The organism is Pseudoalteromonas sp. NZS37, from assembly GCF_015864265.1.
GTDB lineage: Bacteria > Pseudomonadota > Gammaproteobacteria > Enterobacterales > Alteromonadaceae > Pseudoalteromonas > Pseudoalteromonas arctica.
Genome location: NZ_JADYXL010000001.1, coordinates 161320 through 185289 on the forward strand (window position 1 = coordinate 161320; position 23970 = coordinate 185289).

Annotated in this window: 21 protein-coding genes and 1 pseudogene; 15 read left to right on the plus strand and 7 right to left on the minus strand. The window is 37.5% G+C overall.

Annotated features, from left to right (window positions below; translation table 11 throughout):
- From I6F47_RS00720 to I6F47_RS00735, 4 genes are all read left to right on the plus strand, one after another.
- Complete coding sequence (locus tag I6F47_RS00720; RefSeq protein WP_197183156.1) at positions 1 to 1977, plus strand: TolC family outer membrane protein; 1977 nt, start codon at positions 1 to 3, stop codon at positions 1975 to 1977.
- 385 nt (positions 1978 to 2362) lie between these two features.
- Positions 2363 to 4501, plus strand: a complete 2139-nt coding sequence (locus I6F47_RS00725; protein ID WP_024593177.1) for a type I secretion system permease/ATPase — start codon at positions 2363 to 2365, stop codon at positions 4499 to 4501.
- On the plus strand, positions 4498 to 5919 hold the full coding sequence (locus I6F47_RS00730; RefSeq protein WP_024608819.1) for an HlyD family type I secretion periplasmic adaptor subunit: 1422 nt from the start codon (positions 4498 to 4500) through the stop codon (positions 5917 to 5919). The genes I6F47_RS00725 and I6F47_RS00730 overlap by 4 nt, the downstream gene beginning before the upstream one ends.
- Positions 5920 to 5942: 23 nt before the next feature.
- Positions 5943 to 6530 (plus strand): response regulator transcription factor, encoded by a 588-nt coding sequence (locus I6F47_RS00735; RefSeq protein ID WP_010553236.1) that lies wholly within the window; start codon positions 5943 to 5945, stop codon positions 6528 to 6530.
- A gap of 22 nt (positions 6531 to 6552) precedes the next feature.
- On the opposite strand, the gene I6F47_RS00740 is transcribed toward I6F47_RS00735, so the two are convergent.
- The 3 genes from I6F47_RS00740 to I6F47_RS00750 form a co-directional block, all read right to left on the minus strand.
- Entirely contained in the window at positions 6553 to 8508 is a 1956-nt protein-coding gene (locus tag I6F47_RS00740) for a bifunctional diguanylate cyclase/phosphodiesterase (protein WP_197183157.1), read from the minus strand.
- A complete protein-coding gene (locus I6F47_RS00745; RefSeq protein ID WP_007583156.1) occupies positions 8508 to 9215 on the minus strand; it encodes a transglutaminase-like cysteine peptidase in 708 nt (235 codons plus the stop codon). The genes I6F47_RS00740 and I6F47_RS00745 overlap by 1 nt, the downstream gene beginning before the upstream one ends.
- Before the next feature lie 147 nt (positions 9216 to 9362).
- Positions 9363 to 9821, minus strand: coding sequence for an LPP20 family lipoprotein (locus I6F47_RS00750; RefSeq protein WP_008168853.1), 459 nt, complete (start codon positions 9819 to 9821; stop codon positions 9363 to 9365).
- A gap of 140 nt (positions 9822 to 9961) precedes the next feature.
- Here I6F47_RS00750 and I6F47_RS00755 point away from each other — a divergent pair, with 140 nt between their 5' ends.
- Positions 9962 to 11155, plus strand: a complete 1194-nt coding sequence (locus I6F47_RS00755) for a flagellar assembly protein FlgT (protein WP_121953504.1) — start codon at positions 9962 to 9964, stop codon at positions 11153 to 11155.
- A 4-nt stretch (positions 11156 to 11159) separates the two neighbouring features.
- On the opposite strand, the gene I6F47_RS00760 is transcribed toward I6F47_RS00755, so the two are convergent.
- Complete coding sequence (locus I6F47_RS00760; RefSeq protein ID WP_024589976.1) at positions 11160 to 12062, minus strand: LysR substrate-binding domain-containing protein; 903 nt, start codon at positions 12060 to 12062, stop codon at positions 11160 to 11162.
- A gap of 112 nt (positions 12063 to 12174) precedes the next feature.
- Between I6F47_RS00760 and I6F47_RS00765 the strand changes: the two genes are divergently transcribed.
- The 5 genes from I6F47_RS00765 (at position 12175) to I6F47_RS00785 (ending at position 18051) form a co-directional block, all read left to right on the plus strand.
- Positions 12175 to 12903: a glutathione peroxidase gene (locus I6F47_RS00765; RefSeq protein ID WP_010553231.1), complete on the plus strand. Its 729-nt coding sequence runs from the start codon at positions 12175 to 12177 to the stop codon at positions 12901 to 12903.
- An 82-nt stretch (positions 12904 to 12985) separates the two neighbouring features.
- Positions 12986 to 14434 carry a dihydrolipoyl dehydrogenase gene (locus I6F47_RS00770; protein WP_039484710.1) on the plus strand — a complete coding sequence of 483 codons (1449 nt, stop codon included), beginning with the start codon at positions 12986 to 12988 and terminating at the stop codon, positions 14432 to 14434.
- Positions 14435 to 14578: 144 nt separating this feature from the next.
- The gene (locus tag I6F47_RS00775; RefSeq protein WP_165723021.1) at positions 14579 to 15511 is read left to right on the plus strand and encodes an exopolyphosphatase; all 933 of its coding nucleotides are present in this window, start codon (positions 14579 to 14581) and stop codon (positions 15509 to 15511) included.
- 495 nt (positions 15512 to 16006) lie between these two features.
- Positions 16007 to 16879: a polysaccharide lyase family 7 protein gene (locus I6F47_RS00780; protein WP_197101070.1), complete on the plus strand. Its 873-nt coding sequence runs from the start codon at positions 16007 to 16009 to the stop codon at positions 16877 to 16879.
- A gap of 83 nt (positions 16880 to 16962) precedes the next feature.
- Positions 16963 to 18051, plus strand: coding sequence for a hypothetical protein (locus tag I6F47_RS00785; RefSeq protein ID WP_197183158.1), 1089 nt, complete (start codon positions 16963 to 16965; stop codon positions 18049 to 18051).
- Positions 18052 to 18288: 237 nt separating this feature from the next.
- Here the strand turns inward: I6F47_RS00785 and I6F47_RS00790 are convergent, their stop codons facing one another.
- On the minus strand, positions 18289 to 18819 hold the full coding sequence (locus tag I6F47_RS00790) for a hypothetical protein (RefSeq protein ID WP_165734516.1): 531 nt from the start codon (positions 18817 to 18819) through the stop codon (positions 18289 to 18291).
- 333 nt (positions 18820 to 19152) lie between these two features.
- Here I6F47_RS00790 and I6F47_RS20505 point away from each other — a divergent pair.
- Positions 19153 to 19311: pseudogene (locus tag I6F47_RS20505) on the plus strand (VOC family protein); the annotation flags it as partial.
- Between the two features lie 386 nt (positions 19312 to 19697).
- Entirely contained in the window at positions 19698 to 20843 is a 1146-nt protein-coding gene (locus tag I6F47_RS00795; RefSeq protein ID WP_197183159.1) for a site-specific integrase, read from the plus strand.
- Between the two features lie 60 nt (positions 20844 to 20903).
- Here the strand turns inward: I6F47_RS00795 and I6F47_RS00800 are convergent, their stop codons facing one another.
- On the minus strand, positions 20904 to 21497 hold the full coding sequence (locus I6F47_RS00800) for a hypothetical protein (protein WP_166377248.1): 594 nt from the start codon (positions 21495 to 21497) through the stop codon (positions 20904 to 20906).
- A 256-nt stretch (positions 21498 to 21753) separates the two neighbouring features.
- Here I6F47_RS00800 and I6F47_RS00805 point away from each other — a divergent pair, with 256 nt between their 5' ends.
- Entirely contained in the window at positions 21754 to 22686 is a 933-nt protein-coding gene (locus tag I6F47_RS00805) for a hypothetical protein (RefSeq protein ID WP_197183160.1), read from the plus strand.
- Between the two features lie 53 nt (positions 22687 to 22739).
- Here the strand turns inward: I6F47_RS00805 and I6F47_RS00810 are convergent, their stop codons facing one another.
- Positions 22740 to 23222 carry a hypothetical protein gene (locus I6F47_RS00810; protein ID WP_165727543.1) on the minus strand — a complete coding sequence of 161 codons (483 nt, stop codon included), beginning with the start codon at positions 23220 to 23222 and terminating at the stop codon, positions 22740 to 22742.
- Between the two features lie 213 nt (positions 23223 to 23435).
- Here I6F47_RS00810 and I6F47_RS00815 point away from each other — a divergent pair, with 213 nt between their 5' ends.
- Both I6F47_RS00815 and I6F47_RS00820 read left to right on the plus strand, forming a co-directional pair.
- Positions 23436 to 23681, plus strand: coding sequence for a helix-turn-helix transcriptional regulator (locus tag I6F47_RS00815; protein WP_008170945.1), 246 nt, complete (start codon positions 23436 to 23438; stop codon positions 23679 to 23681).
- Positions 23674 to 23967, plus strand: coding sequence for a hypothetical protein (locus I6F47_RS00820; protein WP_197183161.1), 294 nt, complete (start codon positions 23674 to 23676; stop codon positions 23965 to 23967). The genes I6F47_RS00815 and I6F47_RS00820 overlap by 8 nt, the downstream gene beginning before the upstream one ends.
- Positions 23968 to 23970 lie beyond the last annotated feature (3 nt).

Below are 23970 nucleotides of genomic sequence, written 5' to 3' on the forward strand. Positions count from 1 at the left end.
ATGATTATAAAAAACACTTTTAAAAAGCATCAAGGGACTATGTTAATCGGATTAGCGATTACAGCCGTAACTTTATCAAACTACGTGCATGCAAACGAACAATCAGCAATGCCACTTACATACGTCTCAAGTAAAGCGATTGAAAACAATCCTGAAGTACAAGAAGCATGGCATGCTTTTAAATCTTCTATTTATGGAGTGGATGCTGCCCGTTCAGGTTATTTACCAAGTGTTGATGTATCAGCGAGCGCAGGATATGAAAGAAGAAATTACGGTATTGAAGAAGAATATAACCGTAATACAGCCGAATTAAGCGTTACTCAAATGCTTTATGACGGTTTTAGAACATCTAATACAGTTGACCGTTTTCAACGTATTCAACTTATTAGGTACTTTGAGCTTATTTCTCAAACAGAACAAACAGCACTTGAAGCCTCGATTGCACTACTTGACGTACAAAAATTCAAAGAGTTAGTGCAACTTGCAGAAGCTAATTTACAAGAGCACGAGTCTGTATACCAACAAATAGAGCAAAGCGTAAGCGCCGGTGTAGCGCGCGCAGCAGACCTAGAACAAATTAGTGGCCGTTTATCTCTAGCGCAATCTAATGTATTAACGGAGTACTCTAATTTACATGATGTAAGCGCTCGCTACCTAAGAGTTGTAGGTGAGCTACCTATGAACGATATAAAGCAAGCTGACCTTGATGAAAACAATATACCAATTTCGGTTAACCAAGCGCTAGACGTCGCCTACAAAAACAGCCCTTCATTTTATGCCTCTTTGTATAATATTGAAGCGCAAAAAGCGAACGCCAAAGCACAAAAAGCGGCCTTTCATCCTAACGTAGATTTATCTGCCCGCTACGGTAGCCAAGATAGAGATGAGCTTGGTCAAAATGAAACCAGAACAGAAGCGCGAGTCGGCATAGATATTAGTTATAACTTGTATAACGGTGGTCTTGATAGCGCTAATTTAGAACAAGCTTATCAAGATATAAACATTGCAAAATATCAACGAGATCAAGCCTGTATTGATATTCGTCAAAGTCTGCAAATTGCCTACTACAACGTAACTATACTAGAGCAAAAGTTGCCAGCGCTTAATCAACACCGCGAATCATCAACTAAAGTTAAAATTGCATATAAAGATCAATTTGATATAGGCCAACGAACTCTACTAGACGTACTTGATGCCGAAAACGAATCGTTCCAATCAACACGTTCATACATAGTTGCGCTTTACGACCGCCAATCGGCTATTTTAACTATGCTAAAAGAAATGGGGAAATTATTGCCAGCACTTGACGTAATGTCAGGTAAATACCCTACATTAAAAGAGCTAACTGACGATCCTATTGTGCATAACGCACAAAATATTTGTCCGAGTTACGATGTAGCAACCACCTTTAGCCGCAAGGCATTTCTACAAAAAAAAGCGAAGCAAGATAATGCCTACATGAGTGTAACCGCTATGCCAAGGTACTTAGATATACCGTTGGAAACCGACACTACACCAAGTAACTTTTTAGATGATGATGGTGACGGCGTACCAAACGAGCAAGACACTTGTCCGAGTACACCGCTGTCAACTAATGTTGATTTATCTGGCTGTACAATTTATAGCGCATCAACCTCGAATATAGAGATTGGTATCCCTTTTTCTGCTGACTCAAGCGATGTAAGGTCTCAATATATTCAAGAAATTAGTCGGCTTGCAGATTTTTTAAAAGAAAACCCAAATAAGCAGGTTGAAATACAAGGTCATGCTTCTCTAGATGGAGATCGAACATATAACCGCAAACTATCTGAAAAACGTGCGTTTGCCGTTGCTGAAATCCTAATTAAACAATTCGATATAAAACCAAAACGTGTTAAATCGTTCGGGTACGGTATTGATCAACCTCGAGTAAACGAAATATCAGTAAGAGCAAATGCTGCGAATCGACGTATCGAAGCTGTAATTACTGATAGCTAAGTCAATTAACGTTATGTAAATAACTAGGGTCTGTTGATCTTTGCGGATTAAAATTTGTTCAAACTAGGGGCTGTTTAATCGCGGCGCGAGATTTGTAACCTAGTGGGCTAAGTAAAAACCGAGCAACAAAGAGTAAATAGCCCCTAGGAAGAACCCTTTGGGCAGCGCCTGTTTGGCATTAATGCTACGTTATCGCCCATTTATGGGGAATAACCACACTGCATAGGCTCTGCCTTGCCTAAATACCAAACAGACTGCTGCAAATTTAACCTTGAAAGATCAACAGACCCTAAACTCGGCTTGAAATATTTAGGCTAAATTTATTTCTCGAGTTTAGGTTTAGTAGTAACAACCGCATGCAGTTCTACATAACATTGGATGGTTTATGGAATTAAACGATGTACTTGATCACGGTGGCATACTCGTTGACTGCCTAGCAGTTTTATGTCGCCATCATGATAAAGAGTTTTCAAGAGAAGCACTATTAAATGGACTTCCTCTAACTGATGGAAATCTTACTCCATCAGGTTTTTCGCGCGCAGCTAAGCGCATTGGCTTTAAATCGAAAGTAGTTAATAAGCCACTACAAAAAATTAATACAGCACTGCTACCTGCCATCTTAATTTTAAAAGACAATCAAGCCTGTGTTATTAATTCTATTGATTACGATAAGCAGTTGGTGAGTGTAATTTACCCAGAGCTTACCGAATCAGTTATCGAACAAAGCATTGATGAATTAGCAGGCAACAGTGTTGGTTTAATTATTTATGCACAACCAGAATTTGCATTTGATGAGCGAACACCTGTACTTGAAAAACTATCAAAAGACGGATGGTTTTGGGGAGTAATTAAAGAGTGCCGCTCACTTTATAAAGACGTAATCATTTCAGCTATTGCGTTGGGCTTTTTGTCGGTTGCCATGCCTTTATTTGTAATGAACGTATATGACCGCGTAGTGCCTAACCATGCAACAGAAACCCTTTGGGTACTTGCTATTGGTATTTTGATAGCACTCACTGCTGACTTTGTTTTACGCTTAGTAAGAGGCTATTTTGTAGAGCTTGCTGCAAGCAGAATAGATGTAAAAGTATCGGCTGTAATTATGGAGCGGGTATTAGGTATGAAACTAAAAAACCGTCCATCATCAGCTGGCTCCTTTGCTAGCAATATTCAATCATTTGAAGCTGTACGTAACTTTTTTAGCTCCATAACGCTTGTCGCATTAGTCGACTTACCATTCGTAGTTTTATATTTAATTGTTATCGCCATTATTGGCGTACCTCTAAGTTTACCCATTATAGCGGGCGCACTTATATTATTAGCTTACGCTATAGCCGCACACCGCAAACTTGAAGCCCTTTCAGAGCAAACAATGAAAGCAAGCTCAATGCGAAATGCAGTATTAGTAGAAAGTTTAACCAACATTGAAGATGTAAAAAGTTTTCACTCAGAGTGTAAAACACAATCTGTATGGGAAAAGTCGACCATTTACATTGCGCAAGTAAACGCACAAAGCCGATTAGTTTCCAGCTCAATATCAAATACAGCATCGTGGATACAGCAATGTGTAGGCGTGATAATAATGATAATAGGCGTACACCTCGTTATTGAAGGTGAGCTAACTCAAGGCGGATTAATTGCAGCCTACTTATTATCATCTCGTGCTATGGGCCCTATTGGGCAGTCAGCCGCTGTTTTAGCGCAATATCATCATGCCGCAATAGCAATGCAATCACTAAATGAGATTATGGAAAAAGAGGTCGAGCGCCCACCTGGTAAGCATTGGTTAAGCCACCCTATTTTAAAGGGCGATATAGAATTTAAAGATGTATGTTTTAAATACTCTGACGAATCTCATAATGCACTCAACGGCGTTAGCTTTAAAATTAAAGCTGGTGAAAAAGTTGCAATTTTAGGACGTAATGGCTCAGGTAAAAGTACATTAGAAAAGCTTATCTTAGGGCTATATGAACCCTGTTCAGGAGCAATTTTGATGGACAATAACGATATACATCAAATTGACCCTGCTGAGCTTCGCCATAATATTGGTTATGTACCGCAAACCGTTGCCCTGTTTTATGGGACCTTAAAAGACAACCTTACGATAAGCGCTTGGCATGCCAAAGACGAGCAAATTATTGAAGCCTGTGAGCGAAGCCAATTATTTGATTTAATTAATTCGCACCCAGACGGATTTGACCTACAAGTAGGCGAGCAAGGCCGCCAATTATCAGGAGGGCAACGCCAAGCTGTAGGTATGGCAAGAGCCATAATTAACGACCCACCAATACTATTACTAGATGAGCCAACCTCATCGCTAGATCACAATAGTGAAAGTAAAATTATTAACAATTTAAAAAATTATTCTAAAGATAAAACCCTAATTGTAGTGACTCACCGCTCATCATTACTCGAGCTTGTTGACCGTATTATAGTTTTAGATAACGGAAAAGTAGTTGCTGATGGACCAAAACAAAAAGTAATTGCGGCGTTAAATAATAAAACCGTGGAGCAAGCCTCATGAGTGATAACAAAAAACCACTTGAACAACGCTCTTTTGAATCTGTTAGCAAAGCAATAGAAGCAAGAAAACAAGGTAAGCCATCCGTATTTAATAAACTATTTAAAGGATGGATTTCACCGCCAAATACTCAAGACTGGGTAGTCGATGCACAGTGGGAAAAAATGCAGCAGGAACCAGCAAGCGCTAGGTTACTACTTTATTTAATTTGCTTAACGTTTATATGTCTCATTGTGTGGTCTGGCTTTGCTAATTTGGATGAAGTTGCTCGTGGCGAGGGCCGTGTTATTCCCTCTAATAAATTACAGCTTATTCAATCTTATGACGGCGGTATGGTCGAAAAAATAAATGTCCGAGAAGGCCAAATAGTAAACGAGGGGGATGTACTCATTAAAATAGACCCTACCCGCTTTATTTCTAGCTTTAGAGAAAATCAATCCAAGGTTGAATCGTTAAGTGCAAAAGTTGCGAGGCTCAGAGCGCTCACTCAAAAAAAGGAGCTCGTATTTAACGAAGATGTTATAAAAAATGCACCTCAGGTGGTTCAACACGAACGCTCTCTTTATTTAAGTAACAGCCAAGAGTTGGAGCAACAGGTAAGTATTCACAAACGCCAACTAGAGCAGCGACACCAAGATTATATTGAAGCAAAAGCGGCACTTCAGCAGCATACCAGCGCGCTACGCTTAACAAACAGGGAGCTTAAAGTGACCCGCCCATTGTTACGCACCGGTGCCATTTCGGATATAGATATTATTCGTTTAGAGCGTCAAATAGTTGATTTAAACGGCGAGATAAACAGAACCAAAGCCGTTATAAATAGGAGTCTTTCGGCCATTAACGAAGCTAAAAATAAGGTAACCGAAGTTGAGCTCGTTATGATTAACCGCTGGAACAATGAACTCTCCGAAGCGCTACTGCGATTAGATTCAATTAAAGAAACTGAATCTGGCTTAGCCGATAAAGTAACTCAAACTGAAATACGCTCTCCTGTTAAAGGCACTGTACAACGATTATTAGTTAATACTGTTGGCGGTATTTTACAGCCAGGTAGTGATGTTATGGAAATTGTCCCGCTTGACGATCAACTTGTAGTAGAGGCAAAAATCCCGCCTAAAGACATTGCATTTTTACGCCCTGGGCAATCTGCAATGATAAAATTTAGTGCCTACGACTTTGCCGTATATGGTGGCCTTGAAGCCGAAGTATTACATATAAGTGCCGATACAATTACAGATGACCGCGAGAATACCTTTTATTTGGTGCAGCTAAAAACCACCAAAAATAATTTTTCAAAAGAACTAACTATTATTCCAGGAATGACCACTCAAGTGGATATTATTACCGGTAAAAAAACCGTACTTGAGTATATTTTAAAACCGGTTCTTAGAGCTACATCGCAAGCAATGACAGAGCGTTAAAACATTTTATAAATGGAGAAGTAATGCGCCAAAGTATTTTTATTACACAGCCTGAATTTGAATCGAAACACTGGCATACAGCGTTTCCTGGTTGTTTGATATTCACAAAAGAACCACACAGAGTCACGGCATCAAGTATTATTTGGGTTTTGGCCGGCACACCTAATTGGCTTGAGCTTGTTAAAAAGTATTCTCAGCAACGTTTACTGGTTATAGTTATGACCAACGAACTAGAAATAAATCAACTAAGAAGTGCGCTTGAAGCAGGAGCTAGGGGGTACGTAGAAGCACTCGCTACTAAAGTAATTATTGAACAAGTACTTGAGACAATTTGTACTGGCGGAATATGGTTACCAGGGCAATTACTATCTAACTTAGTAGGTGCTTTATCAAATACACCGTTTAAATATGCGAGCACATGCGAGCTTGATGTACTCACAAAACGAGAACGCCAAGTAGTTGATATTGTTGTAACAGGTGCAACTAATAAGCAAGCTGCAGAATCTTTAAATATTACAGAACGTACAATTAAAGAGCATATGAGCTCTATATTTAATAAGCTAAAAGTACGCGACCGTATTCAATTAATGTTAGTTGTAAAAGGGCATTAACCGCACCGCTAATGCCTATTACTTACTCTTTAATAACCCCATCAAAACCTAAGTTAATAAGCGTATCTATATCATCTTGGCTTGTTACACCTTGAGCCACCACTTTAATGCCAATAGAATGCGCTAACGTACACACTCCTCGCAGGAATGTTTGGTTATCTTGGCTGTAACTAATATTGTGGCCGTAAACGCTATCAACCTTAATCATTTCAAGACCAAACTCCTGAATTTTATTAATTTTAGTAAATTCAGGGCCTACACGTTTTAATGCTACTTTAGCGCCCATACATCGAGCCTGCTCACAAAAATCTTTAAATATCTCAATTTCGCTAACGGCAATACTTTCACGAATATCAAAACAAATTTTAGAGGCTAAATCAGGAAACGCCGAAAGGTACGTAAGAATCGAAGCAAGTGCAGCATCATCAAGTAGCGTTTGAGCAGATAATTCAACCGAAATCAGTTCACTTGGTGGCTCAATACTATAATGAGCCACCAACGCCTTAATTAAACCCCAATCTAAACGCGCTAATAACTTTAATCGGTTAGCCCACTGGTAGTAGTAACTAGCACGGTATACTTGCCCACCAAGCTTTAGGCTCAACCCTAATTGATTTTGCATTACCTGCCCTGTAAAGCTCGTTACTGGGTAAGTATTTATTTCTAAATTATTATTGTTGAGTGCCTCTTCTATGGCATTTTTCCAGCTAGTTGCATTATCAAACAGCTCACTTTCTTGCTTGATTTGAGCTACTTTTGCTTGTACATCAGATTGTTTACCCGATGATTTTAAAAGTTCATCCGCACGCTTTAATACATCAAATCGCGTGTCGTCTTTTTGAATATAAGTACAGCTGTGAGGTATCGCTAGCTTAACGTTTTTATACTCTTCAACAAACGATTGATGCATCAATAAAATACGCTCACTGATTGCTTGAATATCATCAATATCACTAAATAAAACGGTAAAATCGCTGTGAGAAATACGTGCAATGTAATTTTCAGAAAAGTGTTCTTGGTTGCTCTCTAAGAAGCTAACCAACATCTGTGAAAATCGACGTAGAAAGTTAACCATTTCTACTCGTCCCACTTCCTCACTTACTCGATCGAGGTTTACAACCCTAAATAAAAACAAAGCACCATGGGCATGATCTTTCGATTTTTGTAAGTGAGCCTCAAGCGTTGCACCAAAGTATTCTCTATTTGCTAAACCAGTTAGCTCATCGTGTTGCGATTTAAATCTAAGCTCTTCTAAACGTTTGCTATCTTCTTTAATAATACGGCTAAAACGGGTAGATAATTGGTTCATTGATTGCACTAAACGCGCAAACTCAAAAGTGCGCGGAACGCTCGATTTAATAAAACGTTTTTCACCAAATGCATTAGCCTGATACACAACATCATCTAGTGGTTTTAATATCCTACTTAAAAAGTAAGCACTAACTATACAAGCAAAAAAAGCGACAATTAAAAAACTAAAAAATAGTTTAAGCGCACTTTCCCATAAGGCTTGCTCAGCATATTGACTATGGCTTTCTATAAACAAAGTACCAAACTGCTGCCAACCATTATTTACTTGCCCAACCCCTGGCTGTACATTTAATCCATATATTGCTCTAAACCACTGCGGAGCCGTCGCTTTAAGTTCATCGGTAAACGTGCGTTTAACAATCACCTCACCATTAGGGTTTTGTAGTTCTATTCGCTTATAGTGACCGGTATCAAATGTGGCCGATACTAATAACTCAAGCTCAACGGGGTCTTTGTCTAATTGGCTGATCATTAACGCGAGTGAACTGGCGTTATCTACATTTTTTAAGTACAGCTGGGTCGAAAAATAACTTTTAGCCGAATTAGTGCTAATTAAAACACTACTTATAAAGCCTACAAAAATAACAATTAATAATGCAATCCACAGCTCTTGCCTGAGTGTTATTTTTCGTTTTTTAAGATACTTAGATAAGGAAAATGATGCCATTACCACATAACTCCTTCTTTGGTTGTCTGCTCCAAAATTTTACGCCAGCGTGAAAGTCTTGCTGTTGGGCTGGCTACACTTTTGGTTGAATTATTAGCCCATAAACCTTGGCTGTTAAAGCTAAAAACAGGGCTTAAATCTACACGTTTTGCAGCAGGTAAAACCTTTGTTATTAAACTGTCTAAAATAAGTGGCTGAGCGTTTGGTGTAGCAAAATAACCTAACACCATATGTGCTTGCGTTTTGTTAGTGCCCGCAATTTTTGCTTTTACATAAATAAGACGTAACTTGTCGTCGCTCACCCCTAGGGCTCTCAAGCTTATATACTTTGCTATTGCGTAATCTTCACAATCACCTAAGCCTCTGCCTAACGTTTCTAAAGGGGTTGCCCAATAATCGTTTTGTTTCCATAGCAAGATATCAGTTTGATAGCGTAAATTACGCGCAAAAAAATCATTAACAATAAGAATTTGTTGTTGCTCTGGTTTGTTTTGAGTTTGTACCAACATACTTTGCCAGTTACGTGCAACAGCCGCTCGCGCAGGTCCATATTTTTGACCCATCAGCTCAATAAAGGTATTAAATTGAATAGTTAGTCGGCTTGCAAGCACACCACTAGAGAGTACAAAAAACAGTAATAGGTAGCGCAAATTGGCTTTGCACCATATAAATAATTTAGGATTTAAATAAGTTGGCTTAAACGCCATTTACAGAGCCACTGTTAATATAAGTGGCAATAAAATACATCTGTTGAGCACTACGCAATCTGCTTAAAAATTAATCCTAACAACAGCATAGCACTCAATATAAGAGGATGAGATATTTTGAATAACTTTTTTAATTAACTGGGCTATTTAGTAATAAGTTACTTTTTTAACTTCGCGTGGTTTTACTTCACCTATATATAAATCGTGCACACGCTTCATATTAAGCTCAAGCTCGGTCACGTAAGTGTCATCTACTGCGTAAGTTTTAATTATTTGTGCACCTTTAATAAGCCCCTGCACTTTACTTTCTAAGTAATCGTCTTGAGCAATTGAACCTTCCACCGTTGTTCCGGCGGTAATTTTTTGCCCATATACTTGCTCAGTAAGCTCGCGGTAAGCCTCAAGCTTAGAAGCTTTAATGGCCATAAGTTGTTTTTGCGACGCGTTAGCGCCTTTTTGCAAGCTAATAGGTGCATACCCTATCGCTTTTAAAACGGGGTAATTATTTGGCTCTACATATTTATATTCAACATGCTTATCAAAAACGCTGCTACAACCACCTAAGGTTAAACACCCAAGTGTAATAAGTAATGAAATTGCTCGCATAGCATCTAGCCCTTGTATAGTAATTAGCAGTACATATGCACGTTTAATGCCATTTATAGCATTACTAATAATTACCAAATAACATTGGTACAGTCCTTGCTCTACCTAGTTAATAGCTAACGTTTAATTGGAGTAAAAGTATGAAGTCGTTTTTATCATTGGCATTTGCAGGATTAAGTGTAACGGCATTATTAACCTTCTCCCCTTTTACTAAAGCACAGTGGTATGAATCAACGGGTCACGCGAACGTTCAAAATGGTGATACGAGCGCAGCTAAATCTGCCGCTATAAAAGATGCGATTACACAAGCGTTAGTGTTCTCTGGCGCACGGGTTAGCTCTGTACAAACCCTGGTAGATGGCGTGTTAATGCAAGATCAGCTAAAAATTAGCAGCCACGGCGAAATTCAAAAAATTGAACTGATCAGCGAAAATAAATACGACAATAAATTTGCTGTTACATTACGACTCGATATTTTTTCTCAAACAGAGCAATGCCCACAAAATAGTTTTAATAAGTTTGTGGCCGTTACACAAAGCCAACTTGTTCATCGTGAACATGCCAAAATGGGTCAAATATTTGACGTAAGCAAAGCGATTAGCAAAAATATTTTTACCTCTCTACAAAAATCAAAAATGAGCGCAGTACCTATTGCTTACTATAATAATGCAATAAGCGTTGATAAATACTTTTCGCAGCAGCACGACTATTCAAACGCTCAATTAGAAGAAATATCTTCGCGCAGTAACGCTCAATATGTTCTGCTTAGCCAAATAACCAGCCTTTCGACTAGCGACAAACTCAATAACGATTATGCATTTTGGCAAGACGAGGCGTATGAGCGCAGTTACAACATTGAGTTTGCACTGTTTGATGGCACTACCTATGAGCAACTTTGGCAAAATAGTTACCATACTCAAGCAATTTGGCCATTTGAAAAAACAACCATAGTTGATGTTAATAGTGATAGGTTTTGGCAATCGCCTTATGGGCAAAGCATAACCGATATCAACCAATCAGTAAGTTATGACATTCAAGCAGCTATGGCGTGTTTACCTACTCAAGGTAAAATAATGCATATGGAAAATAGCAAAATCGTTATTAACTTAGGTAAAGCTCATGGGTTAAAAAAAGGCCAAATGCTAAGCATTGCGCACCATAACTATTTAACCGACGCGGCAGGTAATGTTATGCCACACACCATCACCACGCTTAATAAAATTCGCGTAGAGCAGCTTTATCAGCAAACTGCAGTAGCTGTCAGTATTGATGACAAACCACTACCTGGCGTGCAAATTAACGATGTTGTAGAAATAATCAGCCAAAACCTTTAAATATTTAATTAACTTTTTTAGTTAATTTAGCTTTTAAATTAGGGTGAGCCGATAACCACTCGCCCAATTGTTCTACACCAGATAAATGCGGATAATGCTTTCTGCATGCAAACACCACATTACGCTGCTGATTAGGGAATATAGGCAAGTAATCAATCCCTACACGGTCGGTACATGCCAACTTTGGTACAAATGTAATACCGTCATCCATAGCCACTAACGCTAATAATGTTTCTAAACTATTACCTTTATACTGGTTAGATACATCGACTCCTGCAGAAAAACAAAACTTTTGGGCTTGATCTTTAAAGCAATGGCCATCACTTAACATTAATAGGCTGCATCCTTGAAGATCGCTCAGCGCTACTTTTTTATGCTTAGACAGCGCGTTATCGTGTGATACCGCCACTAAAAAATCTTCTTTGTATAAAGCAACCGTATGGTAATTAATAAGCTCTGGCACATCGGCTAAAATAGCAAAGTCGAGTTCACCCTTGTTTAAAGCTTCTAAAATTGTTGCTGTTTGCATCTCAATAAACGAAAACTGGCTATCAATAAATGCCGCTTTCATCGATGTTAATAACGCAGGCAACAAGTAAGGCGCAATGGTAGGAATAATACCAATAGTTAATTTACCTTGTAGAGGCTCGTTAGAAGTAGCAGCAAGTTCTTTGAGTATTTGCGTTTGTTCTAAAATAATCTCTATTTGCGTCAACAAACGTTCACCTTTTGCTGTTAAGGTAACTTGCTTGGTTGAGCGATCAAACAAAGTAACGCCAAGCTCATTTTCGAGTTTTTTTACTTGACCACTTAATGTAGGCTGGCTTACAAAACATGCATCGGCAGCTTTGCGAAAATGTTTATATTGCGCTATTGCTTTTACATATTCAAAATCTTTTAAGTTCATATTCAGCTCTACGTGATAGTTTATAACTATCAGTTTAATACAAACAAACGATTGGAACTATATTTAATTATTCACCATAATGGCTATCAACAAATCAAGAGGAACAAAAACTATGTTAAACAATATCGAAGGTCAAACAATCCCAAGTGTTACATTTGCAACTCGTCAAAATAACGATTGGAAATCAGTAACAACAGATGACATTTTTAAAGGTAAAACTGTTGTAGTGTTTTCACTACCAGGTGCATTCACACCAACATGTTCATCAACTCACTTACCACGTTACAACGAATTAGCAGGCGTACTTAAGCAAAACGGCGTTGACGAAATTGTATGTTTATCAGTAAACGATACCTTTGTAATGAACGCATGGGCTGAACATCAAGAAGCGCAAAACATTACTTTATTACCAGACGGCAACGGCGAATTTACTGACGGCATGGGCATGTTAGTAGACAAAAACGACCTAGGCTTTGGTAAGCGCAGCTGGAGATACTCTATGCTTGTTAAAGATGGCGTGATTGACAAAATGTTCATCGAACCAGATTTACCAGGTGACCCGTTTGAAGTATCTGACGCAGACACAATGCTTGATTACATCAACCCTAAGCAAGCTAAACCAGAACCAGTAAGCATCTTTACTAAACCTGGCTGTCCTTTCTGTAAAAAAGCAAAAGAGCTTCTTGCAGAAAAAGGCTTCGCATATGAAGAGATTGTTATGGGTGCAGGCGCATCACTAACAAGCCTAAAAGCTGTATCTGGTCGTGACACTGTTCCACAAATATTCATTGGTGGTAAACACATCGGTGGTTCAGACGACTTAGAAAAATACTTTGCTTAATTAATAAGTAAATTAAATACCTAACGTTAGTAGGTAAAAAATAGGGGCTTTTATGCCCCTATTTATTAGAGGAAAAAATACTATGAAAGAATTGCAAACCGATGTTGTTGTTATAGGCGCAGGCACTGCTGGTTTAAGTGCTTATCGTAATGCTAAACAGTTCACACAAAATGTATTAATGATCGAATCAGGCCCATACGGCACCACATGTGCACGTGTTGGTTGTATGCCAAGTAAGTTATTGATTGCAGCCGCTGAAGCTGCACACGCAATTGAAATGGCACCTGCATTTGGTGTTCATAGCTCAAAGCCTATCATTGATGGCAAAGCAGTTATGGCACGCGTTAAAAGTGAACGAGATCGTTTTGCAGGGTTCGTAGTAGAAGCCGTAGATGAATTACCAGATGGTGATAAAATTCGTGGTTACGCTAAATTTTTAGACACAAACCGCATACAAATAGACGACCACACAATTATTACAGCAAAACGCTTTGTAATTGCCACCGGTTCACGCCCTTCGTACCCTGGCGTATTTAATAACTTTGGCGACAAACTTATTATAAACGACGACGTATTTGATTGGGATGACCTACCAGAATCAGTCGCTGTATTTGGCCCTGGTGTAATAGGTCTTGAAATTGGCCAAGCACTTAGCCGACTAGGCGTAAATGTAAAACTATTTGGTGTAGGCGGCGCAATTGGCCCACTTACAGACCCAGTAGTAAAAGACTATGCAAATACTGTTTTTGCTGAAGAATTTTTTGTAGATACCGACTCAAACGTATCTGACATGATGCAAGTTGGCGACAAAGCACAGCTAACTTACACCGACAAACAAGGTGAAAAACACACCGAACAGTTTGACTACGTACTTGCAGCCACAGGCCGAGTACCTAACGTAGATAAACTAGGCCTTGAAAACACCGGCATTGAGCTTGATGAACGCGGCGTACCGCACGCAGACACGCACACAATGCAATGTGGTGAGTCGAACATATTTATAGCAGGCGATGCGAGTAACATGCTCCCATTGTTACACGAAGCATCAGACCAAGGTGCTATTGCAGGTCAAAATGCCGGGCGCTTCCCAGATGTACGTATAGGTCTGCGCAGAGCTAAAATTGCAGCTGTATTTAGCGACCCACAAATAGCGATGGTAGGCGAAAGCTACAAGCAAATTACCGACCGTTTAGGCCCATGTGGTTGTTTTGAAGTAGGCGAAGTCAGCTTTGAAAACCAAGGCCGTAGCCGAGTAATGCTTAAAAACAAAGGTCATATGCGAGTATACGCAGAGCAAGGTACAGGCTTATTTTTAGGTGCTGAGTTTATTGGCCCACAAGCCGAACACATCGCTCACTTACTTGCATGGGCTGTACAAAACAAAATGACCGTACCAGAAATGCTTGATATGCCATTTTACCACCCAGTAATTGAAGAAGGGTTACGTACCGCCCTTCGCGACTTAAATGCCAAACTTAAATTTGGCCCAGACATTGTAAATTCATGTATGGAATGTGGCCCAGGCGCATAACCTATTTGCCACACATACAAACTTGCTAGCAAAAGCCAAAACTAACGTTTTGGCTTTTTTTTATAATTTTTTTGAGCTGACCTCTCAAAAAAAAATTTAGCTGTTACACTTAATTGATAATTCAATTTAATAAATGGAATAGCTATGCCCAATAATAAATTTAGACTAGTCACCCGCAGCGATTTTGATGGCTTAGTTTGTGCTGTATTGCTTAAAGACTTGGACCTAATTGACGATATTTTGTTTGTTCACCCAAAAGACATGCAAGATGGCAAAATAGACATTACCGAAAACGACATTACCACCAACCTCCCCTACGTTGCAGGTTGTCACATCGCATTCGATCATCACCTTAGCGAAACCGTTCGTAACTCAAGCGACATAAAAAATCATATTATTGATCCAGAAGCCCCATCAGCAGCTCGCGTAGTTTATGACTATTATGGCGGCGCTGAAAAACTTCCAAATATTTCTGTTGAAATGATGGACGCGGTAGATAAAGGCGATGCTGCTCAGTTTTCAAAAGACGAAATATTAAACCCAACCGATTGGGTATTAATGAACTTTATTATGGATGCGCGAACTGGCCTTGGTCGTTTTCGCGAATTTAAAATTTCAAACTACCAATTAATGATGAAACTGATTGATGCGTGTAAAGATCAAAGCATCAAAGAAATCCTAAAAATGGAAGACGTAGCCGAACGTGTTGCTTTATATAACGAGCATAACGAAAAAGCCAAAGAGCAAATTTCTCAATGCGCTACCGTCCATAAAAACTTAGTGGTCCTTGATTTAACCCAAGAAGAAACAATTTACGCCACAAACCGATTTGTTATTTATGCAATGTACCCCGACTGCAATATTTCGATTCATAAAATGTGGGGCCTTAAAAAACAAAACGTAGTGTATGCCGTTGGCAAATCAATCACTAACCGCAGCTCAAACACGAATGTTGGCGAACTGTGCCTTAAATACGGCGGTGGTGGTCATTTAAATGCAGGTACTTGCCAAGTAGAAACAAGTAAATCTGAAGCCGTGCTTAGTGAGTTAATCGATACGATTACAAGTGATGGCTAGGTTTTAATATTTAATTATGTAAAAGCGAGTAAATTAACGTTTACTCGCTTTTTTTGTGCAACAAACTATTTTAGCTAAAGTCATAAAGACTATGAGCTATAAAGTCATTATCTGACTTAGTCGCGCCCTTCTTTACAAACCTTTATTACAATAAAGCATTTTATGCGCTGATTGCCATTAGTAAATTAACCAATCTAAACTTACGAGACTAGCAGTCGTCTATACATAATTCCGTTCATTAGTGCATTACTTTTCACAGTTCCGAACTTTATTGAAAATAAATTGGTTAACCAAAAAAAATCAAAGTTTTTTTCTAACTATAAGAAAAATAAAGCCAATAATAAGAAAAAATATAAGTTGCAAAATTGTAAATATAAAAATAACATATTGGATAGTAAGAAGCCAAAATAAAACCTTACCAATTTTAAAACCAATTAACTAGCAAGCCTTAATAAATAAGAGCAGAGGCTTACTACTTTTACATGGAAGAACATAATGCAACAAAGATATATAACACCAATGATTAAAGCATCTGCTGTAGCTATTGCTTTATTAAGCTTTACACCTAGTAAAGCATTAGCATCGTGTAACTACAGTGGTAACGCCCCTAGCGGCTCTTACGCACCTGGATATGTTTCTGGCAATCAACGTACAGAAGTACAAAAAGCTAAGTTACAGGTTGGTCCAAGCTCAACAACTTGCTACTCACAAAGCCAAATTAAAAACAGTAGTTCGAAAAACGACCATTTTTATACAACTTCAGATGGCTCCGTTATTTACTTTTATGAATCGGGTGATAGTAATAGATCAGAGCTTCGTGAGGAACGCGAGTTTAAAATTAGCGAAAATACATCATCAAGCCGCTACATCCGAATTAATTCAAAGTTTGTATCTAAATCATCAAACCTAGGAAAAGCCATTTTTGCACAAGTGCACGTAGATGAAAGCGGACAAAAAGGGCCACTAGCCGCACTTAAGTGGGCTGCAGCTGGCGAACAAAAAGATGCATACAACAACTCGCCTGAAGGGATCTACCTTTCACTTCGCAGAACCATGAACTGCTCAGGAACTGATTGTTTCACACATATTTATGTAGGCAATTACGACGAAACATTTAAAACTTATAGACTAGGTTTATTTAACGGAAAGTTAAGATTGAAGGTTAACGACTCATATATTAACTTGCCACGTAATGATATTTACGATGAAGACGGTGATGGCAATAAATCAGAAGTAAAAACTGGAAGCTCTATCGATTTAAGAAATAACGCTGACTGGAAAGATAAAAAACTCTACCTCAAAACAGGTGTTTACATAAACACAGATGGTAGCGCAAAAGTAGCAACTAAAAACTTAAAGTTTTATTAAGCGTTAGTAATATGTATAGCTCGTCAAATATACGACGAGCTTTACTTAGCGCTAATATAAATAAATTATGAATAAGCACAATCATGACAAAAAGCAAAAATAAAGCAACAAAATGGCAAAGTAAATCAACTACATTAACGTTGATGGCCCTCGCGTTTCTATGTGGTTATTCAACTGCTTTATTAGATGTATTTGACTCATTTACGGGAGAAGTTGAATCGTATGAAGTAAAAAACATTCAACAACTCACACTTACTAACCACGAAAAATTAGATACTCGCCTAGCTAATAAAAACCTAAACAAGACACAAGAAAGCGGAAAAAAAGTTCTTCCAAACCATACCAGCGAAAGTTTTGTTAACCCTGTTGAGGCTCACTTTCAAAGTATTGACACCTACGATGCCATATCAATGTTAAACAAAGTGATTATATTATCTGAAATGGGGAATTATGCTGACCAAGGTGAAATAGCAGAAGCACTTGATTCATTTAAAAACTTACTCGTCACCTCTGCCGATGAACAAGCTAACTTAATTGATCATATGAGGACACTCAGTTTTGAATCAAAAGAATTTCATCATATTGTATCTATTTTACAAGAACTACCTGAACACCAAGGTAGCCTTGCCTTAACGAGTGTTGCGCTTGAGCTTAGTCAAAATGATGATATTAAATCACAAGAACAGTTCTTATTACTTGCCGCAAACCTAAATAATAATATTGAAAATCCACGTATTCAAACTGCCCTTGCTGATATCGCAATTTACGCTGAAGACTCTGAGCACATTGTTTTAGATGCATTAACTTTATTAAAACCTTTTCATATGGATAACTACGAAAAAGAGCAAATATTAACGCGAATAAATAACCTATTAGCTACTAGCAATACTACTAACCGCAGCCAACTTATTAATAACGCATTAAAATTTAGCAACAACGAAGAACGCGAGCATATGGCAAGCCAATTTATAGATTCTAACTATGATATTGAAACACGCCATGAGATTTTAAGTGGGCTTCACACTGGCATTGTACCTCGCTCAAATCAGCTCAAAGAACTGTTATTAAACATAGCTAGTAATCAATCAGACCCGCTAAACCAGGCAGCACAAAGCACGCTAAAAGAGTTGTTTTATATTACCTACCAAGAATATAAACAAATTAAAAATTAAGCAGGCAAATACTAATGTCTACAAAACCATTGCAGTGGTAACTCATACCCAAATAGTACAGTTGAGGGTTTACTGCTAAAGCACTTGCACCAGGCATTATTCCGAAAGGGTAAACGGATGTAACCAAAAGCTAGAGCATGCTTTTCTCTAGATTAAGGAGCGCATTCAAAGAACTTGACCCAATAGAGATGAGATATTTTATTGTATTTCCATAAAGCTTCGTAATAGCGCAACAAATTACTTATTTTTATTAAGTAGTATTATTAAATAATTAGGCAGAGGTCGAATAAAATTAAAAACAATGTAGCCAATAACTGCAAAAACTCCCCCTCCAATAATTGGAATGATTGGGCCAAAGCCCATACTTGCCGCAACAGCATACCCCAGAAAATAAGCGGGTTTATAGATCCTAAAAAAAACAGCTGCTACCAGAATTGAGGGTAGCGCTAGCATCGAAACAAATTCTACATAACCAGCATAAAACAGTGCGCCGTTAACGAGTGCATAAAGACCGGCTCCAGCAAGTTGAAACCAAACGTGTTTTGGGTAGAGCTTACCGTACTGTTTATTTATAAGCGTCCCTAGTACCCAGCTCAATACGGGTAAAATTATTACTCCCCACCAGTTGGATATTGCAGGTAAGCTAGAGTCATTCAGTAAATGATGCGAAGGAACGCCGCTGTTGAAGTGCTGGTATGCTAAGTAGGCTACTACGTAGGCAATAACCATAATGACTAGCAATGAACGAGAGTCTTTGGTTTTATACATTTTAAAGCATCCTTGTGATTTATCTGTGATAGTTACTAGTGCGCAAAAAGTCAGTCTTGCGATTCTTACACCCTATCACGTAGAAGGTTTTCCACTAATATGGTTTTGTAAGCAAATATGTAATGATGATTATATTTACTCAGAAAATTTGTACTGCGGGCTACGGAGACATTTTTTTGATAAATTACACTATGGTTCTTCACTAAATATAATTTAGTAACTTAAATTATTTAAATTGATTTAAGTCATGTGCAAACAAGTTACGTATGTCGCATTATGGCACTTATCCGTATTTCGGCTTCGATCTGTAATCGGTAATTCAGGCTTAATGAATTAAAGTCTAGAGGTATTAATTTCGACCAAGAGCCAACAGGTGAGAGTTATTTATTGCAAGAAGCTGTTTTACATTATCCGTCTGATAATAAAATTAAACTTTATTGGGTAGGTGAAAACCGGCCTAATCCACCTTGGCGTGTGGAAATATGTACCTAACAAACGATTAATGTTGTAACTATCTGTTATGGCAAAGATAGTCTTGAATATAGTTGAGCCACTTTAATAAAAAGGCATCTATGAACTTTTTTAAATTTCAATTTACGCTGCTATAAATGCGCTATACAGAAATTAAAAAAAGGAGTAAGAGGTCTAACTTATTGATTTAATTGGTAGCCCCTGCAAGAATCGAACTTGCAACTGCCCCTTAGGAGTGCATTTTATTAATGTATTCCTATAAACCCCAATGAACAACCAAAAACAAAAAGTGCACTTAACCCATTGTTTTATATTAGTTAAAAACACAAAAACAATACACCATTGTTCTTTCTTGTTCTTTGCGGCACAATGAACCTGCTACATATGTGCTACACAGGAAAAGCCGCATGCCAATCAAAGCAAAAATAACATTGTCGAGTATTAAAAGCTTAACGCCAGCAGATAAACGATTAAATGATACAGAAGTCACAGGTTTCCATGCGCGCATTTCGAGTATTGGAGCAATATCCTACTTCTTGTTTTATAGGCACAAGGGTAAACAAGTAAATTATCACTTAGGTTATGATGGGCAAATTACTCCAGTACAAGCTAGAGACTTAGCTAAAAATAAAATCGCTGAAGTAACCCAAGGGATTAATGTTCACGAAGTAAAAAAGCAAGACCGTATTAAAACTAAAGAATCAAAGCTATCTACCTTACAAATCTTTTTAGATGAAAAGTACTTTCCTTGGCTTTTATCTCGTAACCCCAAAACAGCAGATAAAACAAAAAAAGCATTCCTGTCAGCATTTAGCAAATTTATGGATTTTCAGTTATCGGCTATTACAGCATGGGAAGTTGAAAAGTGGCGTAATAAACGTTTGGCCGATGGAATCAAACCAGCAACAACAAACCGCCAAATAAATTTAATTAAAGGCTGTTTAAGTCGCGCGGTTGAATGGGAAGTAATTGATAGCCACGATTTACAAAAAGTAAAAGCTCAAACTGTAGATAACGCTAAGGTTCGCTATTTATCTAAAGATGAAGAATACCGTTTACGGGAAAGTCTTGCTAAATTCGATATTAAGCATCTTACCACTATCGTTATTCTTGCTATTAATACAGGTATGCGTAAAGGCGAGATTTTATCGCTTAATTGGAATGACATTAACCTAGAAAACAAAGTACTCACTGTTGATTTTCAAAATGCTAAATCGGGCAACACTCGCCATATACCTTTAAATACACAAGCATTTAATGTTTTAAGTGATTGGCAAAAACTATCGGGAAATATTGGCTATGTGTTTAAAGATAGTAATCAGCAACGAATAGTAGATTTTAGATATGATTGGGCAGCACTTTTAGAAGATTCAAGTATTACCGACTTTAGATTTCACGACTTACGCCATCACTTTGCAAGTAAGTTAGTAATGGCAAGCGTAGATTTGAATACAGTTCGAGAGTTGCTAGGTCATAGTGATTTAAAAATGACGCTAAGATATGCACACTTAGCGCCAGAACATAAAGCTGCAGCGGTTAATTTGATTGGATAGTTATTTCAATAAATAACCATGCTAGCTAAATATTATATAGAAATATTTTTGTTATCGTATTTAGAATAACTCTACTTTTTTTGATGCTGAATTAGGTGATTCGTCATCTGAAAACTTACCACAAAGAGATGCCATTCCTAATTTCTCAGGGTCATTCGGCAGCCCAAACTTAGCCGAAACCCTACTTACAGCAACATCACATTTATGCCACTCTTGTTTTATGTCTAATAGGTAATCAACTCTAGAATAAAAAAGATCGTATATATAAGAATAATTCGGTTTGCCTGTGGTTCCAACAGGTAATCCTAAAGTAAGTAAACTTTGACCTAACTCAGTCTCTTCTATTTCGAGCCGAGAACGTGTTACTCCATCTTTTTCTTGTGCTACAAAATTAAATGCATATGCATCTAAATCAGTCTTTATGACATAATACCCTATTGATATACGGGTAGCATTAAAGCCATCTATTGTATTTTCAAACTTAACATCGCTAGGGTCTGATAATCGAATAACTTCTCTCGCTGCTGCAATTACCTGTTCTTTTGATTGCCCTTTAAACTCTCTAAGTTTCCATTCCTCTTGAGATATATCTGGCCTCTGGCTCGCACAGCCTGATAAAACTAAAACAGATATAATCATAATAATTCTAACCACGTACTACTCCTAATTCTTATTGGCTATATTAAATCCTTTATTGCACACCGACCAAAAACGCAACAACTTGTTAATTAATGTAATCGGCTTACTAGGGTAAATGACAATCCCTATAAAGCCAAATGTTAATTTTATAAATTCTAATACAAAATATAGATAAATAATAAAACGAATAAACTTAGCTAAGTTAATGATCACTTAATGTATTTCTGATACTTTAAAGCGGCTTTAATCTGTATAAAAATGGAATTAATTAATGATTGAAAAAGAATATTACCGATTAGATGAATTAGAAAAACGGTTCGATTTATCCTTTAGTGATGTGCTTTATTTAGTTGAAAACTCAAAGCTCGACTTAGCTTTTAGACTCGCTGATAATAAATTCATTATCGGTGGCTGGGCGAAGGGTAATGGCTTTATTGGATATGCCTCTGTCAAATATAGTGGCTTTGCAAGTATCACTCAGAAGGATCAGCTAACACTCCTCTCAAAGCATAAAACCAACTGTAAATACTTCTGGTTACTGAACAAAGATAAGATAGTTAGCGCAAATTATGACTATCCATTTGAATCAAAAACACCTAATACCTTTTTGCATACATGGCAACCAAAACAGCCAAGCGATATTAGCTGGGACAAAATTCCTGCAAAGCTGTTCCCAAAAGAGCAAGAACACACACTCCATTCGTTTAAAAATGCGATGACTAATACTTTTAAAGCATTAGGTGCAGAACAATCTAAACCAAACGAATATGAAAAAGAATTTGATGCCAGAATACCAAAGGTACAATTTTACTCAGAGGGGATTAATTTTGGGTTAACTGATATTTGTATTTTACATACCGATTTAGTTAAAGCAGGTATTACTAACAAACTAGAAGTCGTAATCCCACCAATTCCAACTAGCTCTCAACTTAATCAAACACCTAAAACACGCACTGATGATTTTCACGACTTATTAATCAGGCTTGTTGATGCAGAGCCAGAATTAACAGCTAAAGAATACTGGCGACTACTTGAAAATGAAGCCGAGGATATAGAAGGTTTCAGAGTGTTTGATAAATATAACTTATTGATTGAAGTTTCTGGCAACCACATAAAATGGCAAGATAGAAACAAGAAAATCAGAAAATCAATTAGCTTTAGCTCATTCTCAAATAGACTAACTAAAGTCAGAAAAAGCTCTTAACACTAATTTCAGAGCTAACATTTCAACAAGGTTAGCTCTGCATTAAAAATTATTTAAACCTTATTGCAAGTAAATATAATTCCATCAGATTCAGTTCGAGCTTTAAAAAATGTGTTTGTTATTTGAAGTACTTCTGATGATTCGCTACTATTTTGAGGAAACATGCTTTGAAGATCTAGCAAATTATCATACTCAGGGTTTTTTATGTTTTTAATTATAACTTCATTGGTTGTTTCAATTAAATAGCCATTTTTATATTCCCAGCTACCACTTGTGCTTACCCAGTATTCCAGCTTTGGTACGTCCAATATATCTATAATTAGCTTTCCAGCACTACTGTATTTTCCGTTGCGAACATAAGATACATCCATATCTAAGATGATATCAGCCCCCTCTACTCCCATTGAATTAATACAATTCCAGCCACCATAAAATCTAGCCTCTGGTTTAAATTGCGTAGTGTAATCATCTGAAGAGCTGCAACCAGCAATAAAATTTAAACCTATAAATAATGGTAATACTTTTAAAATTTTCATATACATCCTTATATTTGGAGGGAGTTTTAGAGGGCTGCTGACTGCAACCTTATTCAGAAATATAATTTAAACAAAATTAATATAATTACGCCACTCATATATTTTATGAATCTAAAATTCCCGTATAAGCTCATTCAATTCCTGAATTAGCTCATTTAAAAAAATCCGCATTGTAAAACACCTCCTGAAACGTTAATAACTCAGGAGGCACTTATGCCAACCACCACAAACAAACGCGCATTATCAGAAATAGAAACAGCCGAATATATCGGTATGAGTCGCTCTTTCTTACGTCAATCACGTATGGAAGGAAACCGCACTAACAGAACCCCTGCCCCGCCATTTATTAAAATTGGTCGCACTGTTCGTTATTTAAAAGATGATTTAGATAATTGGTTAAATAACTTTTGTCGCTTAGAGCATTTAGGCCAAAACCCTAATGGGGGTGATCATGCCTAAGTTAACTAAAGAGCAAACTCGACTACTAATTTGGTTATCGTTAGAAAATACGTATTTCGAAATTTGCCGTGAAATTGGTTATTCATATCGCCAAAAGAATGGGCTACATACCTATGTTAATAAGCATAGCCAGCCATTTAAATTTGATACGCGTACACTTGATAAACTCGTTGATGAAGAGCTTGTAACAAGTGAAATAATTTATCATTTTGGCGTTAAATATGAACATTACTTTTTGACCAAAAAAGGTCGTGGTTTTGTGTTTGCTTACGCTAATCCTAAATAACCA